Genomic DNA, 17,138 nt, shown 5'->3' on the forward strand with positions numbered 1-17,138 from the left:
GAACCGGCTAAGACGGTTCTACTATGTCCTCATGTCGGCGTGCAACCGGCTAAGGTGGTTCCATGCGTGCTGGATTCCCTGACTTCCGCCTCGGCAACGTGCTGGCGACCAGCTTCACGGGGACTCTGTCGGAGCGTCATGGCGACTCTGTCGAGCGCATTCCCACGCCGGGCCGACTCATCGACTGGCTGGCAGTGAACGGCCTCGCCGTGGACTCCTGCACCACTGCCCAGCTCGAACTCGCCCGGGAACTGAGGGAGTCGATTCACGCCGCCGCGACCGCGGCCGCGCTCCAGGACGCTCTCCCCTCGTCTGCCGTCCACGTCATCAATGACCGCAGCGCTCAGGGGCGGGCCGCGGCGATCCTGACGCCCGAGGGCAAGCGGCGCTGGCGGCTCAGTTCGGCTTCCAGCGTGGAAGATGCCCTCAGCGTGATCGCCGCCGACGCGATCAGCATCATCGCAGGCGAACGAGACGGAAAATTGGCCTTGTGCGCATCGCCGACCTGCCAAGCCGCCTTCTTCGACACCAGTCAAAGTCGCACCCGCAGATGGTGTGACATGAACACGTGCGGGAATCGTCAGAAGAAGGCGCGCTTCAAAGCCAACCAGCGAAAGAACCCCAGCTCAGCGGGGTGATCGTCACCGGACCGACAGCAGATGGAACTTGGTGACACTGCCGTTGAACCCGAAGTTGTCGTCTGCGACGAGGACGAGCGAGCGGGAGCCGTCGGGCAGCGTGGGTCCCCAGGTGATGCCCTCGACGTTGTCGGCGTCCGTGCCGGAGGTGGTGAAGTCGTACAGCAGCTTCTTCCGCATCGGCTTCTCGTCGCCGGACAGGGCGTCCTTGCCGTCCACGTTCGTGGCACCGATGGTGCTGGTCCAGTACAGACGGATGGCGAAGCCGACACCGGAGGCGAAGGAACGCTCCACGGTGATGTAGTCGGTCCCGTTGATCGCGAGGATCTCGGTGACTCCCCGGTCCGCCGAGTACGTCCCGACCGGGGCCGGCAGCGGTGCGGTGGGGGCGTCGGAGATCGGGTCCACCTCGTAGACGTGCTCGGCCTGCGGCTTGCCCGTCGCACGGTCCGCCACCAGCAGCCTGGACGGGCTCTTGGCCGTCAACCCTGCTGCGGGACCGTCCTGGACGAGCGCGTTCTCCGTGACCGTGACGACCTTCCTGCCGTCGGGGGAGAGCGTGAGGCCTTCGAGGGCCTGGTTGTTGCGGACGCCGGCGGTGAGCGTGCCGGACGCCGACCTGACGGGCGCGTACGCCTCGGGCAACGGTAGTTCGCGTTCGTAACCGCCCGTGGTGGTCGCCTCCCGGACGAAGGGCAGGCTGCCCGGAGGACGAGGCCCCCTCGCTGGTCCACAGCAGGCTGTTGCCGCCCGGCGTCCAGCGGATCGCCTCGGGGTCGACCGCCTTGGCGGCGAAGGGCTCGCCCGTGGTGTCGTCGAGCACGGTCAGGCCGTCGAGTGCGGGTTTGTCATCGGCGAAGGCGGCCCCGTCGAGCGGCAGTCGGAGGGTGTAGAAGCGGGCCTTGCCGTTCTCCGAGCGGTCGTCGCTGACGGCGACATACCTGCCGGACTTGCGGTCGTAGTCGATCCCGGACAGTCCGCCGAACGGCATGCCGAACTCCGTCGTCCCGGCGGGCACGGTGATCGTGTCCAGCAGCCGTACCTTCTGCCGCTTCGCCGCCGCTTCCGGCTCCGCGGCGAATCCGCTCGTGAGAGCGACGCTGCCGAGGAGTCCGACGGCGGTGAGGGAACCGACGAGCGCGCGCGTGCGGTGCACTCGGTGTCTGTGTCGTCGCATGGGTGACCTTCCAAAAGGACTGATTGCACGGGGGAGTCGGGTGCTGTCAGAGGGAGGCGGCGACCTCCCCGGTGGCGCCGCGTCGCTTGCGCCGCCACGCGTAGAGCGCGAGGGCCACCAGCGTCAGCGTGTACGGGATCGTCGACACCAGTTGCGGCGGTACGTCGAGCGTCCCGAGCTGTACGGCCAGGGCTTCCGCCGCGCCGAAGCCGAGCGCGGCGAGGAAGACGCCCCACGGGCGCAGCCCGCCCAGGAAGACCGCGGCGAGGGCGATGAAGCCGCGGCCGGCCGTCATGTCCCGTACGAAGAAGGACACATAGCCCATGCTGAGGAAGACCCCGGCGAGGCCGGCGAGCGCGCCGCTGAGGGCGAGGCCGGCGTACTGGACACGCCGTACCGGAATCCCTACGGAGGCGGCGGCGTCCGGCATCTCGCCGACCGCACGCAGATGGAAGCCGAAGCGGGTGCGGAAGAACAGCCAGGCGACGAAGGGCGCGGCCAGGAACGCCAGCCAGGTGATGATGTTCTGACCACTCACCACATCACCCAGTACGGGAATGGTCTCGACGCCCGGCAGGGTGACCGTCGGCAGTGTGCCGCTCTTCAGTCCTGACGTGCCGCCCTTGTCGTCGAGGAGGGTGTAGACAGCGAACGCGGTACCGCCGGAGGCGAGGAGGTTGAGGCCGATGCCCGCGATGATCGCGTCGGCGCCCAACTCCAGCCGCAGAGCGGCCAGAAGCACACCCATCAGCGTCGCCACCGCGACCCCGCACACCGCGCCCAGGGCGACGGAGTGGCTGTATCCGGCGACCAGCGCGCCCGTGCAGGCCGCGCCGAGCATCTGCCCCTCCAGCGCGATGTTGCTGATGCCGGAGCGTTCGGCGACCAGTCCGCCGAGCGCGGCGAGCAGGTAGGGGGTCGCGACCCGGAGCACCGCCGCCAGGAAGGCGCTGCTGAGGACGACGTCGAGCAGGGAACTCATCGGACGCCCACCTGCCTGCGCGCGAGCCGGCGCTTGAGCAGCTCCGGCAGGGCCTGGGCGGTGACCAGCAGCACGATGACCGCCTGGATGACCACCACGATCTCGGTGCCCACGTCCGTCTGCTGTTCCATGATGTCGCCCCCGGCGCGCAGATAGGAGTAGAAGAGTCCGGCGGCCACGACGACGAGCGGGTTGTTCCTGGCCAGCAGGGCCACGACGATCCCCTCGAAGGCCAGGCTGCCGGCGAGGCCGGGTTCCAGGCGCCCGTAGACGCCCTGGACGAGGTGGGCTCCCGCGAGGCCCGCCACGGCGCCGCCGATGACGAAGCTCCACTCGATGACGCGGGGCACCTTGATGCCGCCGTACTCGGCGAAGCCGGGGTTGGAGCCGGTCATGCGGATGCGGTAGCCGAGCGGGGTACGGGTGAGGAGCAGCCACAGCGCGACCGCGGTGAGCAGCATGACTCCGAGCCCGATGTTGGCGCGGCCCATCGGGGTGCCGAACCAGTCGGTCAGCGGCGTGAGCGCGGCATCGTCCTGGATGGACTTCGAGTGCACGGCGCTGCTGCCGGGCTCCTTGAGCGGACCGTTGACCAGGTAGTCGTAGACGCGGACGACGATGGCGTTGAGCATCAGCGTGGCCACGATCTCGTTGGCGCCGAGGCGGGCCTTCATCGATCCCGGCACCAGGCCCATTCCGGCGCCCGCGGTGGCGGCGGCGACCATGGGCACGATCACGGCCGCGACCGGTGGCAGCGGCAGGAAGACCGCGACCGCGGCGGCGGCCAGCGCACCGGCGTAGAGCTGGCTCTCGGCGCCGAGGCTGATCTGCCGGGCGCGGAAGGGGATGGCGACCGACAGGCCGAGCAGGGTGAGCGTGGTGGCGTCCTCCAGCCAGCGGCCGACCCGGAAGGAGCGGTCCAGCGGGCCGGTGAGCATCACCTCGTACGCCCGGATCGGGTCCTTGCCGGTGGCGAGCATGACGAGGAAGCCGATGGCGAGGGCGGCCAGGATGGTGGCCAGGGCCATGCTGAGGTCCACCGCGAGGTCGCGGCGACGGGTCGCCCGGTACTCGCGGCGGTCCTCGGTCTCGATCAGGGTGCCGGTCACAGGGCGTCCCCCAGGTCGGTCAGGCCGACCGTGAGCTGGTCGCGGTCGTGGTGCTCGACACCGAGCATGTAGAGCCCGACGCGCTTCTCGGTGAGGCCGGTCGTGTCGTCGAACCGGGCGGTGAGGCGGCCGTCCTTGAGGACGAGCAACCGGTCGGAGAGGGCGAGCAGTTCGGTGAGGTCGGCCGAGACCAGGAGCACGGCGGTGCCCGCGTCGCGCGCGGCGACCAGTTGCTCGTACATGAACCGCATCGCGCCGACGTCCACCCCGCGGGTGACCTGACAGGCGATCAGCAGCAGTGGCCCGGCGGAGAGTTCACGGGCGACGATCACCTTCTGCAGGTTGCCCCCGGACAGCGCGCGCACCGGGACCGACGGGTCGGGGGTGCGGATGGCGTAGTCGGAGATCAGCCGCTCGGCGTGGGCGCGCACGGCCTTCGGGCTGAGCACGCCGCGGCGGGCGAGGGGCGGGCGGTCGTGGCGGTCGACGACGAGATTGTCGGCGATCGACTCGTCGAGCGCGGCGCCGTTGGACAACCGGTCCTCCGGTACGTAGCCGATGCCGGCCCTGCGGTGCTCGGCCACGTCCAGACCGGCCGTGTCGGTGCCGCCGACGTGAACCGTGCCCGAGGTCGGACGGCGCAACCCGGCGAGGATCTCGGCGAGTTCGCTCTGGCCGTTGCCCTCGATGCCGGCCACACCGACGACCTCCCCGGCGGCCACATCGAAGTCCAGGCCGTGCAGGGACTGCCCGGTCGGTGCCTCGTAGCCGAGGCCGCGTACCCGGAGGGTGACCCCTGCCGGGCTCGCGGGGGCGCGGTCCACGTCCAGGGAGACCTCGCGGCCGAGCATCATCGAGGCGAGCGACCGCTCGGTGGCGTCGGCCGTGGCGACCGTCCCCACCAGCGAACCCGCGCCCATCACGCTCACCTTGTCGCTGATCTCCCGCACCTCGCGCAGCTTGTGCGAGATGAACAGCACGGTCATTCCGTCGTCGCGCAGCCGTCGTACGGCGGCGAACAGGTCCTCGGTCTCCTGCGGGGTGAGCACGGCGGTCGGCTCGTCGAGGATCAGTACGCGCGCTCGGCGGTGGAGGGCCTTGAGGATCTCGGCGCGCTGCCGCATTCCGACCGACACCTCGTCGACGCGCGCCCTCGGGTCGACGGCGAGTCCGGACTCCGACGCGAGCCGGGCGGTCGTCTCGACGGCCGCCTTCGGGTCGACCAGACCGCGCCGGCCCGGCTCGACGCCGAGGACGACGTTCTGGGCGACGGTGAAGGAGGGCACCAGCATGAGGTTCTGGTGCACCATGCCCACGCCCAGGGCGATCGCCGAGGCCGGGCCACGCAGCACGCGGGGCCGGCCGCCGATCAGGAGCTCGCCGGAGGTGGGCTGCTCCAGGCCGTAGAACAGCTTCATCAGCGTGGACTTGCCCGCGCCGTTCTCGCCCACGACCGCGCGGATCTCGCCCGGCGGGACCTCCAGGTCGACGCCGCGTACCGCGCGTACTCCGTTGGCGTACGTCTTGGTGACCGCGCGGGCGGCGACGGCAGGGCCGTCCTCGCCCCATGGCTCGTTCATCATCGAGGCCGTCCGGCTAGAAGGCGCTGGGGACCGTGACGGAGCCGGACTTCACCTGGTCGGCGGCTTCCTGGACCTCGGTACGGATCTTCTCGGGGACCAGCTGTGCGAAGTGGTCGTCGTTCACATAGCCGACGGCGTCCTCGGCGAGACCGACGCTCTCGACGGCGCCGTACTTCAGGGAGTCCTTCTGGTCCGCCTGCGCGGCCTTGTACAGGGCGTTGCCGACGTTCTTGAGGATGGAGGTGACGACGGTGTTCTTCTGCGCCTGGTCGGTGAGGGTCTGGTACTGGTCGGAGTCGACGCCGAAGGTGTACCGCCCGGCCGCGACCGCCGACTCGAAGGTGCCGAGGCCGGAGAGCCCGGCGACCGGCCACACCAGCGCGGCGCCCTGGCCGTACATGGCGGTGGAGATCTCCTTGCCCTTCGCGGGGTCACTGAACGGCTTGTCGCCGCCCACGTACTGCACGAGCACGTCCGAGTTCTGTCCGCCCGCGTCCTTGAATCCTGCCTTGAAACCGACGACGAAGTCCTCGATCACCGGTATCTTCACTCCGGGCATGACGCCGACCTTCTTCAGGGATTCGGCACCCTTGAGTGATTTCCCGGTCACCAGCTTCTCGGCGAGGAATCCGGCGAGATAACCGCCCTCGTTCTGCTTGAAGGTCACGGAGTAGACGTTCTCGCACTTGTTGGAACAGGTGCCGTTCTTGCCGCTGTAGTCGACCGGGGCGTCGAAGAGCCAGAACTTCTTGTCCGGGAATTGCGGGGCGAGTTCGCCGATGTAGTCGGTGACCTCGAAGGTCCCGGCTGCCAGGATGTCGTAGTCGTCGGCCGAGGCGGCGTCCTCGAATCCGGGCTCCCACTTGGTGCGGTCGGCACCCAGCTCGACCACCTTGAGCTCGTAACCGAGGTCCTTCTGGACCCTCTTCAGCCCCTCGTAGGCGGAGTCGAAGAACGACTTGTCGCCCAGCCCGCCATTGATCACCAATTTGATGCGCGGCTTGTCGGAGGCGGCCGCTCCGGAATCGTCCCCGCCCGACCCTCCGCACGCGGTGAGCGCGAGCATGCCGGTCACCGCGATGGCGGCGCTTCTTCCGTATCGCATCATGGACCTCCTGATCATTGTGTTGCTGAGTGAGCGGCTGCGTTGACAGTAGGAAGTGCAAAACGTTTTGGCTACGTCGGCCGGTTTCTGTCTGATTTCCGGTGTGGGAATTTCAGACATCGCTGAGCAGCGCGGCGGCGGCGATGCGCAGCGCCCGGTCGAAGTCCCTCTCGCGGTCCTCGGCGCAGGCCACCGCATAGAGTCCCGCCGCTTCCATCTCGACCGCGAGCGTGCCCCTGCGCTCCAGGGCGTCGAAGAGGGCGGGGCGGTCGAGGTAGAAGTGGTCGCTGCTGAACACCGGCCCTGTGTGCACGGCGGCGGGCTCCAACTCGGCGGCGTCCGCGGCCGAGGCGATCACCACGTCCCGCAGCGACACCGAGCGCGGGATGGCGCCCGCGGTGCTGACCCGGACGATCCGGCGGACCCCGTAGGTGCGGAACAGTTCGGTCGCGTAGATGGACATCGACGGAATGCCCATGCCGGAGGCGAGGGCGAACATCGGCACGCCCTGGCGAGTACCGGCGTAGCCGAGGACGCCGCGTACGTCGGTGACCTGCCGCGCGTCCTCCAGGAACGTTTCGGCGATACGGCGTGCGCGGCGCGGGTCACCCGGCATGAGCACCAGCGGGGCGACATCGCCCGGCGCCGCGCCGATATGGGGTGTACCGACCGGACGTGCCTGCCCGGACATCACAGCTCCGCCCCGGCCAGCCAGCGCACCAGCCGGTCCCACAACTCCGCGTACCCGTCCCAGGCCAGGAACGGCGGCGGCGCCCAGTGCGGCGCCACGTCGGAGGTGAACGCGGCCGACCTGCCCCTGCCGTGTCCGCCGACGGCCAGCAGCGGATGCCCGGCGCACTCGGCCAGCAGCGACGCCTCCGGACGTACCGTGACCTCGTTGAGGCCGAGCAGTGCCGGCCAGGACCGGTCCAGTCCCCGTACGAGAGGGTGCTCGTCCACCACCTCGGGCACGGCCCCGGCAGGCAGCTCCACCCGGTCGTCCCGGTCGACCATGACCACCGGCAACGCGGCGGCCAGCGGGGTACGCCCCCACCTCGCGCGGGCGTCGATACCGCTGAAGCTCAGATAGCCACCGATCATCAGCACCCCACCGCCACGCTCGACGAAGTCGCGCACCAGCTCCGAGCGGTCGGGCGCGGCGACGGACCGGCCGAAGGTCTCGGGCGGCAACTGGAAACTGTTGGCGCCGACATCGCTGATGACCACGACGTCGTACGCGTCGAAGCCCGCCGCCGAGCGGGGCACCCGGGTGGGGATCTCGTGCGCGGGAACGTAGGTCACGTCGTGGCCCCGGGAGCGGAGGGCGTCGAGGAAGACGCCTCCGCCCTCGGTGTACTCCGCGGTGTGGAAGGCGTCGAAGCCCTTCTGATGCACCGTGTACGTGAACCAGGACTCGCCGATGACGAGCACTCTGGGCATGGCGAACCGCCTTTCGGGGAGAGCACGTCGATACAGCCGGGCACGGGGACATGGCCGCGTGGCGCGGTGGTCGAGCAGGGGGATGCGCGGGTCAGCGGGTGGTGGGAGGCGCTGTGCTGCCCCGCACCTTCAGTTCGACGGGGAGGGTGTGCCGTGAGGCGGGCGGGATCTCGTCCCGGGAGACGTACTGGAGAAGCTGGGCGGTGGCGGTGCGGCCCACGTCGTAGGCGGGCTGGTGGACGGTGGTCAGGGACGGATGGGCCAGCGAGGCCGCTCGGATGTCGTCGAAGCCGACCACCGAGACGTCCTCCGGCACCGAGAGACCCGCGTCCCTGAGCGCCGTGAGGGCGCCGAACGCCATCAGGTCGTTGGCCGCGAACACGGCGGTGCAGTCGAGACCGCCGTCCTGGAGGAGCTTGTCGACCAGGACGTAGCCGGAGGCCTCTTTGAAGTCGCCGACGCGCTCTACGACTTCGCCCCGGAAGGCCTGGACGAAGCCGTTCGCACGGGCGACGCTGCTGCGCAGGGCCCCGGGTCCGGTCAGCATCAGGGCCCGGCGGTGACCGAGCGCCCGCAGGTGTTCACCGACCAGCCGCCCGCCCGCCTCGTGGTCGGCCGTGGCGATGAGGGCGCCTTCCAGACCCTCGACCTCCTCATCGGCGAGCGCGATGGGGAACTTGCCCATCAGGGCCTCCAGCCGGCGCCGGGACGGAGGGGACCCCGAGGCGTACACCATCCCGTCGATGAACCGGCTGCGGATCATGCCGAGATAGCGGTCCTCGCGGTCGGCGTCGAACTCGGTGTTGCACAGGATCAGGCCGTAGCCGAGGTCGTGGGCGGCGTCCTCGGCGCCCTTGGCGAGCTCGGCGAAGAAGGTGTTGCTGATGTCGGGGATCAGCAGGCCGATCACCGAGGTGGAACCGGCCTGCAGGCTGCGCGCCAGCGACGCGGGGACGTAGCCGAGCCGGTTGACGACACTGCGCACCCGGGTGGCGGTCTCCTCGTTGACCGGCCGGTTGCCGCTGAGCACGTGCGAGACGGTGGTGGCGCTGACGCCTGCCGCGGCGGCCACGTCCTTGATGGACGCGGGGCGCCGGACGGCCGTCCGCTCGTACGGGTCAGGGGTCATAGTGCTGCACCGTCCTGCCGTGGGAGGTGTCGAGGATCCTGGCCACACGGGCGTCGGCCTCGGCCAGCAGCTCCGGGACGTCCACGGTGAGGAGCCGGCCGTCGCGCATCAGCACCCGGCCGTCGACGACGACCGTCCGTACGTCACTGGCACGGGCGCTGTAGACCAGCGCGGCGCGCGGATCGTGCAGCGGACGGCAGTGCAGCCCCGACAGATCGGTGAGGACGATGTCGGCGCGCATGCCCGGCTCCAGTGCCCCGATCTCCTTCTGCAGGCCGAGGGCGCGAGCCCCGCCGCGCATGGCCATGCGCAGCGTGTCGGAGACGGTCATCCAAGTGGCGTCCCGTACCGCCTGCTTCTGGGTGAGCGCGACCAGTCGCAGCGCCTCCCACACGTCGAGCGTGTTGTGGCCGGCGGCTCCGTCCGTGCCGACGGCGACCGTGACTCCGGCGGCGAGCAGGTCGCGTACCGGGGTGAGCGGGGACAGCGCGTGCTTGAGGTACACCTTGGGACAGCAGGCCACGGCGGTCGTGCCGGCGAACTCGGCGAGCAGTGGCAGGTCGTCATCGACGATTCCGCAGCCGTGCGCGATCAGGGCGCCGGCCTGCAGCACGCCGGTCTCGTGCAGCACCCGGATCGGGGTGATGCCGCGCCGCTCCAGGCTGGACCCCGTCTGCTCCAGGTGCTCGGCGGCGTGGATGTGCATCCGCAGACCGAGTCGCCGGGCGTGCCCCGCGAGGGTGCGCAGGTCGCCGTCGTCGACCGTGTACGGGGCGTGGGGCCCGAGCGAGACGGTGACCCGGCCGTCGGCACCGCGGTGCCAAGCCTCCGCGAACTTCACTGTGTCCTCCAGGGCTGCCTCGCCCCCGCTGCTGAAGTACGTGGGAGCGATGTCGGCCCGCAAGCCGGTCTCGGCGACCGCCTCCGCGATCTGCTCGGGGAAGAAGTAGTGGTCGGCGAAGGTGGTGACACCGCAGCGGATCATCTCCGCGCAGGCCAGCCGCGCCCCGGCCCGCACATCCGCCGGAGTGAGGTTGGACTCCATCGGCCAGACGCGCTCGTTGAACCACCCCTCGACCGTCACGTCCTCGGCCGCACCGCGCATCAGCACCATGGGGCTGTGCGTGTGCGCGTTGACCAGGCCCGGTACGGCGAGCAGCCCGCGCCCGTCGACGACCTCCACCGTGTCGGCGTCAGGGACGGCGCCGGTCGGCCGCACCTCCTCGATGACACCGTCCGCGACCACGATGTCCCGCGCCGGGAGGATCTCGCACTCGCTCTCCGGCGGAACCCGCAGCACATCGCAGCCCCGCACCAGGAGACGGCCTGAGGAGGGAGGCGTTCTGTCGCTCATGCGGCACAAGCTAGATATCCAAAACGTTTTGCACAACAGGTGACGGCAGGTGACGACAAGTCGATGTCTCAGCCCGCCGTTCGCTCCGAACTGGTAGAAGACGGGCATGACCACTTCACTCCACCCTCGTGGCGCCACCCGATGACCGCCGGTATCGACACCCCCGACCGGCGCGGCCGTACCGGACTCGACCGGACCGGCCTGGACCTGACCGGCAACCCGCGTGTGAAGGTGCGGGAGGTGACCCTCCTCTCCAGCCACTGGTACGTCGAGCGAGCGACGACCTTCGACCTCCAGCACGCCGACGGCACCTGGAGCACCCAGCAGCGCGAGACGCACGACCGCGGCAACGGGGCCACCATGCTGCTGTACGACACGGAACGCGAAACCGTGCTGCTCACCCGTCAGTTCCGCTACCCCGTCTACGTCAACAGCCACCCGGACGGGATGCTGATCGAGACACCGGGCGGACTGCTCGACGACGATGACGAACACCCGGAGATCGCCGTACGGCGTGAGGTGGTGGAGGAGACGGGCCACACCATCGGCGCCGTCCGGCATGTCTTCGACGTCTATATGAGCCCGGGCTCGGTCACCGAACGCGTCAGCTTCTACGCCGCCGAGTACGGACCGTCGACCCGTACCCATGAGGGCGGGGGACTGGACGAGGAGGGCGAGGACATCGAGATCCTCGAAGTGCCCTTCCGCAGAGCCCTGGAGATGATCCGCACCGGGGAGATCGCCGACGCCAAGACCATCATGCTGCTCCAGTGGGCGGCGCTGGAGGGGCCGTTCGCGGGCTGAACCGGCGTACTCCCTTGACTTGAAGAGCACTTCAAGCTGAAGACTCCCGTTCACGCGCCCCGAACGTGGGCGCGGAACGGGAGGCATCCACCATGAAGTACCGCACGATCGGCACCGATCCGAAGACCCGCCGCGACGTGAGCGTGCTCTCGCTCGGTGCCATGCTGTTCGGCTCGCGTACGGACGAGGCGACCTCCTTCGCGGTGCTCGACCGCTATGTCGAGGCCGGGGGCACCTTCATCGACACGTCCGACAACTACGCCTTCTGGGAGGACGGAAGCCAGGGCGGGCAGAGCGAGGAACTGCTCGGCCGGTGGCGGCGCAGCCGCGGCGTCGGCGACGAGATCGTCATCGCGACGAAGCTCGGCGCCCGCCCCCTCGCCCCCGGCACCAGCTATGTCGAGAACGCGGAAGGCCTGTCGGCGAAGGTGATCCGGGAATCGGCCGAGCGCAGCCGGGAACGGCTGGGCGTCGCCAAGCTGGATCTGCTGTACGCGCACATCGAGGACCACAAGGTCCCGCTCCAGGAGACCGTCGAGGCCTTCGCCGGGCTGGTGGCCGAGGGCACGGTGGGCCTGCTCGGCGTCAGCAACCACGCCATGTGGCGGGTGGAGCGCGCCCGCGCCCTCGCCGCCGCGGCCGGACTTCCCGGCTACGAGGTGCTCCAGTACGCGCACAGCCATCTGCGGCCGCGTACCGACGTACCCGACGACCTCTTCCCCGACGGCAGCCTCGGCCACGCAGGCTCCGAGCTGCTGGGCTATCTGCGGGCCGAACCCGGACTGACCCTGGTCGCCTACTCGCCGCTGCTGAAGGGGGCCTACACCCACCCGGACCGGCTGCCCGCGGACTTCGACCACCCCGGGACCCCGGCCCGACTGAAGGTGCTGCGCGAGGTCGCCCAGGAGACCGGTGCGACCGTCAACCAGGTGGTGCTGGCCTGGCAGATCGGCGGCGAGCTGCCGATCGTATCGCTGGCCGGGGCGTCGTCGGTGGCGCAGTTGGACGAGAACCTGGCCGCCGTCGACCTGGAGCTGACCGCGGAGCAGCGGGCCCGGCTGGACGCGGCTCACTGACCGCGACGGTCGTTCGGCCCCGCAGTAGGCTGCTGGGAGAGCCGAAGGAGAGCGGGTCATGTCGATGCTGCCCACCGAGCGATCCATCCGGACCACCCCCGAAGGCCTCCTGTGGGAGCCCGGCGAACGTTGGGTGCGCGGCGTCAAGGGTGATGTCACCGTCGTGGACAGCCGGCATCCCGTCCTCGTCTGGGAGCCCGAACTGCCCGTTCCGCAGTACGCCTTCCCGCGCGAGGAGGTCCGCACCGAGCTCCTCCGCCCGGCCAAGAACCCGCCGACCGGCACGCACACCGGCTCGCAGGTCTTCTACGACCTTGAGGCCGACGGCGAGGTGGTGGAGAACGCGGCGTGGACCTTCCCCGCCGAGGACCTGGCCGGGCACATCGCCTTCGCGTGGTTCCTGCGCTGGGACAGGGGCCTCGACCACTGGTACGAGGAGGACGAGGAGATCTTCGTCCATCCCCGTGATCCGCACAAACGGGTGGACGCGCTGCCCAGCAGCCGCCATGTCCAGGTCGAGATCGACGGCACGCTGGTCGCCGACACCCTTCGCCCGGTGCTGCTCTTCGAGACCTCGCTGCCGACGCGGTACTACATCCCGCCCGAGGACGTCCGCCGCGATCTGTTCGTCCCCACCGACCACCACACGTCATGCCCGTACAAGGGCACCGCCGACTACTGGTCGTGGCGGGGCGAGGCCGACGTACCGCCGAACCTGCTCTGGAGCTACCCGGACCCGCTTACCGCGGTGGCCGCGATCAGGGGGCGCTTCGCCTTCTACAACGAGGCGATCGACATCACCGTGGACGGCGAACGCCTCGAACGCCCGGTCACCCCGTTCAGCGCGTCGCTCGGCACCCGGCCGCGCCCGTAGCGCGGGGCCGTTCAGGGCCTGACCAGCAGACGGAAGTCGAAGGCGTACCGGGACGCGCGGTAGATGTGCGTTCCGTACTCGATCGGCCGGCCGGTGTCGTCGTAGGCCGTGCGCTGCATGGTGAGCAGGGCCGCGCCCTCCTTCTCGTCGAGGCGGGCGGCCTCGTCGGGGTTGGCGGAGCGGGCGCCGATGGTCTGGCGGGCACTGTGCAGGGTGATGCCGGTGGCGCGCAGCATGCGGTACAGGCCGGTCGACTCGAGCCGGGGGGTGTCCAAGGCGAGCAGGCCGGCCGGCAGGTAGTTGCAGAGGAACGCCACCGGCTGGCCGTGCGTGCGGCGCAGCCGCTCCAGGACGACGACTTCTGCGCCCTCCGCGAGACCGAGGGCGGCCGCGACATCGGCGGTGGCCGCCATCCGCTCGTTGCGCAGCACCTCCGTGGTGGGGCCCTGCCCGGCCGCCTCCAAGTCGTCGTAGAGACTGCTCAGTTCGAGCGGGCGCTTGACCTGGCTGTGCACGACCTGGGTGCCGACGCCGCGGCGGCGGACCAGCAGGCCCTTGTCGACGAGGGACTGGATGGCCTGGCGGACGGTGGGCCGGGACAGGCCGAGGCGGGTGGACAGGTCGATCTCGTTGCCCAGGAGATTGCCCGGGGCGAGCACACCGTGCTCGATCGCCGCCTCCAGCTGCTGGGCGAGTTGGTAGTACAGCGGCACCGGACTGCCCCGGTCCAGGGCGAAGTCCACCGCGTCGAGCCCGGGGGAGGGCACGGCACGCGCGGCGCCACCGGTCTTCGCCATGCTAGCCAACTCCCTGTGAAGGACGGTCAGTTGAGCCGGGGGATACGGCCGCGTACTGTACGGTCGTCGCCAGATCCCAGCCGGACAGGAGCCCGTGACACAGCGCCCCGCCGAACGCCCCGCCCGTGCCATGGCCGTTGACCGGCCCGGCGGTGGCGGGAGGGGCTTCGGCCGTGCTGCCGTCGTGGTGCATGGCGAGTACGCCCGCGGCGTCCAGCCTGACCACCGCCGTCTCGACACCCGCGTCGAGCAGCGCCCGTGCGCACGCGTGCGGTTCGCGTACGCCGGTCATGAGCTCGCATTCGTCGAGGGTGCCGACCGCGACGGTGGCGTGCCGCAGCGCCTCGGCGTAGTACGGGCGGGCCTCGTCCGGGCCCGACCAGGACTGCGGGCGCCAGTCGAGGTCGAAGACGGTGATGCCCGCCCGGCCGCGGGCCTTGAGCGCGGCGAGCACGGCGGACCGCCTGGGCTCGTGGCTCAGGCCGGTACCGGTGATCCAGAAGACGCGGGCCGCGCGGATGGCGAAGCAGTCCATCTCGTAGGGATCGTCGCCGGTGGAGGTCAGCACGGCCGCGGAACGGCCCAGGCCGGCGGCGGCGACCGCCACGTCCGCGGCCGCGTCCCCGATTCCTGTGCGGCCCATCGTGATGAGATCATATGGCTGGGCTGACTCGGCCATGCGCGCTCCTCGTCGAGCTGAGGGAAGGTGGTCCCACCCATGGGGCCTGCCGACTCTCAGGTTGTAGGGCGCGGAGGCCGATGCTGTCAATGGTTTGTTCTTACATTCGGACCTGTTTGTGAAATGATGTCTTAACAAAGTATTGACAGCGGCCCCGCCAAGGGATTTGATCCCGTCCCAGCAGACAAGCCACGTTCGGCGGCGCAAGACCCGGACCCGCAAGGGCCCGGACTCCGGATCCTTCGATCCGCCGCCTCCTGCGCCGTCGTTCCCCGTCGCACAGTGAGGTGCAGGAAAGATGGACCGCTCTTCTCGCTCCCGCAGATTCGCCCCCGTAGTGGCCGTGGCGGCGGCAGCCGCCCTGACCCTCGCAGGCTGCTCCAGCAGCTCCGGCGGCAAGAAGGCCGAGGAGAGCGCGGAAGGCGCCTCGGCGGGCAAGGCCACCACACCCCGGATGACGGTCGCCCTGGTCACGCACCAGGCGCCCGGTGACACCTTCTGGGACATCGTCCGCAAGGGCGCCGAGGCCGCCGCGGCCAAGGACAACATCAAGCTGATCTACTCCGCCGACCCCAACGCGGGCAACCAGGCCAACCTGGTGCAGAACGCCATCGACCAGAAGGTCGACGGCATCGCCATCACCCTCGCCAAGCCGGACGCCCTGAAGGACGTCGTGAGCAAGGCGAAGTCGCAGAACATACCCGTCGTCGGCCTCAACTCCGGTGTGAGCGAATGGCAGAAGCTCGGCCTGATGGAGTTCTTCGGCCAGGACGAGACGGTGGCGGGCGAAGCGCTCGGCAAGCGGCTGAACGAGGCCGGCGCCAAGAAGGCCGTCTGTGTCATCCAGGAGCAGGGCAACATCGGCCTCACCCAGCGCTGTGACGGTGTGGCCAAGACCTTCAACGGCGACATCGAGCCCCTCAACGTCAACGGCACCGACATGCCGTCCGTGAAGTCGACGATCACCGCCAAGCTCACGGAGGACAAGGCGATCGACCACGTCGTCACGCTCGGTGCCCCGTTCGCGCTGACGGCCGCCCAGGTGGTCGAGGAGACGGGCAGCAAGGCCAAGGTGGCCACCTTCGACCTCAACAAGGAGCTGACCGGCGCCATCAGCGAGGGCAGCATCGAGTTCGCCGTCGACCAGCAGCCCTACCTCCAGGGCTACCTGGCGATCGACTCGCTGTGGCTCTACAAGAACAACGGCAACTACATGGGCGGCGGCGAGCAGCCGGTGCTGACCGGCCCGGCGTTCGTCGACAAGTCCAACGTCGAGGCGGTCGCCGCCTTCGCCGCGAAGGGCACCCGGTGATGAGCATGGCCCAACAGGCTGAGCCGGCGGTGACCACACCGCCGGCCCCCGGCCCCAGCAAGCAGAAGGACGGCCGGACCGCACAACGCCCGCTGGCGCTACGGCTGCTCGCCCGCCCCGAGGTCGGTGTCTTCCTCGGCGCCGTCGCGGTGTACATCTTCTTCCTCGTCGCGGCGCCGCCGGTGCGCGACGGCAGCTCGATGGCGAACGTCCTGTACCAGTCGTCGACGATCGGGATCGTGACGATCCCGGTGGCGCTGCTGATGATCGGCGGGGAGTTCGACCTGTCGTCCGGTGTCGCGGTGATCACCTCGGCGCTGACCGCGAGCATGCTCGCCTACCAGCTGAGCATGAACGTCTGGGTCGGCGTGATCGCGGCGCTGCTGGTCTCGCTGGCGGTGGGGTTCTTCAACGGCTGGATGGTGGTCAAGACCGGACTGCCCAGCTTCCTGGTCACCCTCGGCACCTTCCTGATCCTCCAGGGCGTCAACCTGGCCGTGACGAAACTGGTCACCGGCAATGTCGCGACCGACAACATCAGCGACATGGACGGCTTCGACCAGGCCAAGGCCATCTTCGCCTCGTCCTTCGAGGTCGGCGGCGTCAATGTGAAGATCACCATCGTGTACTGGCTGGTCTTCGCGGCGATCGCCACCTGGGTCCTGCTGCGCACCAAGTACGGCAACTGGATCTTCGCGGTCGGCGGCAACAAGGACAGCGCGCGGGCCGTCGGTGTCCCGGTCACCTTCACCAAGATCTCGCTGTTCATGCTGGTCGGCGTGGGCGCCTGGTTCCTCGGCATGCACCAGCTGTTCTCCTTCAACACGGTGCAGTCCGGCGAGGGTGTCGGCATCGAGCTGATCTACATCTCCGCTGCCGTGATCGGCGGCTGTCTGCTGACCGGCGGCGCCGGCAGCGCGATCGGTCCGGTCTTCGGCGCGTTCATGTTCGGCATGGTGCAGCAGGGCATCGTCTACGCCGGCTGGAACCCCGACTGGTTCAAGGCGTTCCTCGGCGTGATGCTGCTCGGCGCCGTCCTGATCAATCTGTGGGTCAGCCGTACGGCGACCAGGAGGTGA

The 17,138-nt window shown here is 69.7% G+C and carries 17 protein-coding genes and 1 pseudogene; 6 read left to right on the top strand and 12 right to left on the bottom strand.

Annotated features, from left to right (window positions below; translation table 11 throughout):
- Window positions 1–62 precede the first annotated feature (62 nt).
- Window positions 63–638 carry a CGNR zinc finger domain-containing protein gene (locus ACTWQO_RS00715; RefSeq protein ID WP_443235190.1) on the top strand — a complete coding sequence of 192 codons (576 nt, stop codon included), beginning with the start codon at window positions 63–65 and terminating at the stop codon, window positions 636–638.
- A gap of 3 nt (window positions 639–641) precedes the next feature.
- Here ACTWQO_RS00715 and ACTWQO_RS00720 read toward each other — a convergent pair whose 3' ends face one another.
- The 10 genes and pseudogenes from ACTWQO_RS00720 to ACTWQO_RS00765 all read right to left on the bottom strand — a co-directional run bounded on the left by ACTWQO_RS00720 (window position 642) and on the right by ACTWQO_RS00765 (window position 10,517).
- Entirely contained in the window at window positions 642–1,283 is a 642-nt protein-coding gene (locus tag ACTWQO_RS00720; protein ID WP_443235191.1) for an esterase-like activity of phytase family protein, read from the bottom strand.
- Window positions 1,284–1,320: 37 nt separating this feature from the next.
- A pseudogene (locus ACTWQO_RS00725) lies at window positions 1,321–1,815 on the bottom strand (esterase-like activity of phytase family protein); the annotation flags it as partial.
- 46 nt (window positions 1,816–1,861) lie between these two features.
- Complete coding sequence (locus tag ACTWQO_RS00730; protein ID WP_443235192.1) at window positions 1,862–2,797, bottom strand: ABC transporter permease; 936 nt, start codon at window positions 2,795–2,797, stop codon at window positions 1,862–1,864.
- The gene (locus tag ACTWQO_RS00735) at window positions 2,794–3,906 is read right to left on the bottom strand and encodes an ABC transporter permease (RefSeq protein WP_443235193.1); all 1,113 of its coding nucleotides are present in this window, start codon (window positions 3,904–3,906) and stop codon (window positions 2,794–2,796) included. Before ACTWQO_RS00735 ends, ACTWQO_RS00730 begins: the two co-directional genes overlap by 4 nt.
- On the bottom strand, window positions 3,903–5,489 hold the full coding sequence (locus ACTWQO_RS00740) for an ABC transporter ATP-binding protein (RefSeq protein ID WP_443235194.1): 1,587 nt from the start codon (window positions 5,487–5,489) through the stop codon (window positions 3,903–3,905). The genes ACTWQO_RS00735 and ACTWQO_RS00740 overlap by 4 nt, the downstream gene beginning before the upstream one ends.
- A 13-nt stretch (window positions 5,490–5,502) precedes the next feature.
- Window positions 5,503–6,594, bottom strand: coding sequence for a BMP family lipoprotein (locus tag ACTWQO_RS00745; protein ID WP_443235195.1), 1,092 nt, complete (start codon window positions 6,592–6,594; stop codon window positions 5,503–5,505).
- A gap of 112 nt (window positions 6,595–6,706) precedes the next feature.
- On the bottom strand, window positions 6,707–7,285 hold the full coding sequence (locus ACTWQO_RS00750; protein WP_443235196.1) for a phosphorylase family protein: 579 nt from the start codon (window positions 7,283–7,285) through the stop codon (window positions 6,707–6,709).
- On the bottom strand, window positions 7,285–8,034 hold the full coding sequence (locus ACTWQO_RS00755; protein ID WP_443235197.1) for a glutamine amidotransferase: 750 nt from the start codon (window positions 8,032–8,034) through the stop codon (window positions 7,285–7,287). Before ACTWQO_RS00755 ends, ACTWQO_RS00750 begins: the two co-directional genes overlap by 1 nt.
- A 91-nt stretch (window positions 8,035–8,125) precedes the next feature.
- Window positions 8,126–9,163 (bottom strand): LacI family DNA-binding transcriptional regulator, encoded by a 1,038-nt coding sequence (locus ACTWQO_RS00760; protein ID WP_443235198.1) that lies wholly within the window; start codon window positions 9,161–9,163, stop codon window positions 8,126–8,128.
- The gene (locus tag ACTWQO_RS00765; protein ID WP_443235199.1) at window positions 9,153–10,517 is read right to left on the bottom strand and encodes an amidohydrolase; all 1,365 of its coding nucleotides are present in this window, start codon (window positions 10,515–10,517) and stop codon (window positions 9,153–9,155) included. The genes ACTWQO_RS00760 and ACTWQO_RS00765 overlap by 11 nt, the downstream gene beginning before the upstream one ends.
- Before the next feature lie 141 nt (window positions 10,518–10,658).
- Between ACTWQO_RS00765 and ACTWQO_RS00770 the strand changes: the two genes are divergently transcribed.
- From ACTWQO_RS00770 to ACTWQO_RS00780, 3 genes are all read left to right on the top strand, one after another.
- A complete protein-coding gene (locus ACTWQO_RS00770) occupies window positions 10,659–11,321 on the top strand; it encodes an NUDIX domain-containing protein (protein ID WP_443235200.1) in 663 nt (220 codons plus the stop codon).
- 92 nt (window positions 11,322–11,413) lie between these two features.
- A complete protein-coding gene (locus ACTWQO_RS00775; RefSeq protein WP_443235201.1) occupies window positions 11,414–12,397 on the top strand; it encodes an aldo/keto reductase in 984 nt (327 codons plus the stop codon).
- Between the two features lie 58 nt (window positions 12,398–12,455).
- Complete coding sequence (locus ACTWQO_RS00780) at window positions 12,456–13,271, top strand: DUF427 domain-containing protein (protein WP_443235202.1); 816 nt, start codon at window positions 12,456–12,458, stop codon at window positions 13,269–13,271.
- Window positions 13,272–13,282: 11 nt separating this feature from the next.
- Here ACTWQO_RS00780 and ACTWQO_RS00785 read toward each other — a convergent pair whose 3' ends face one another.
- Window positions 13,283–14,068, bottom strand: coding sequence for a GntR family transcriptional regulator (locus tag ACTWQO_RS00785; RefSeq protein ID WP_443235203.1), 786 nt, complete (start codon window positions 14,066–14,068; stop codon window positions 13,283–13,285).
- 1 nt (window position 14,069) lies between these two features.
- Window positions 14,070–14,747 (bottom strand): PfkB family carbohydrate kinase, encoded by a 678-nt coding sequence (locus ACTWQO_RS00790; RefSeq protein ID WP_443235204.1) that lies wholly within the window; start codon window positions 14,745–14,747, stop codon window positions 14,070–14,072.
- Between the two features lie 298 nt (window positions 14,748–15,045).
- Here ACTWQO_RS00790 and ACTWQO_RS00795 point away from each other — a divergent pair, with 298 nt between their 5' ends.
- Together ACTWQO_RS00795 and ACTWQO_RS00800 are read left to right on the top strand one after the other, a co-directional pair.
- Window positions 15,046–16,059, top strand: a complete 1,014-nt coding sequence (locus tag ACTWQO_RS00795; RefSeq protein ID WP_443235205.1) for a sugar ABC transporter substrate-binding protein — start codon at window positions 15,046–15,048, stop codon at window positions 16,057–16,059.
- A complete protein-coding gene (locus ACTWQO_RS00800) occupies window positions 16,059–17,138 on the top strand; it encodes an ABC transporter permease (protein ID WP_443235206.1) in 1,080 nt (359 codons plus the stop codon). The genes ACTWQO_RS00795 and ACTWQO_RS00800 overlap by 1 nt, the downstream gene beginning before the upstream one ends.

Source organism: Streptomyces sp. 4N124 (assembly GCF_052245395.1).
GTDB lineage: Bacteria > Actinomycetota > Actinomycetes > Streptomycetales > Streptomycetaceae > Streptomyces.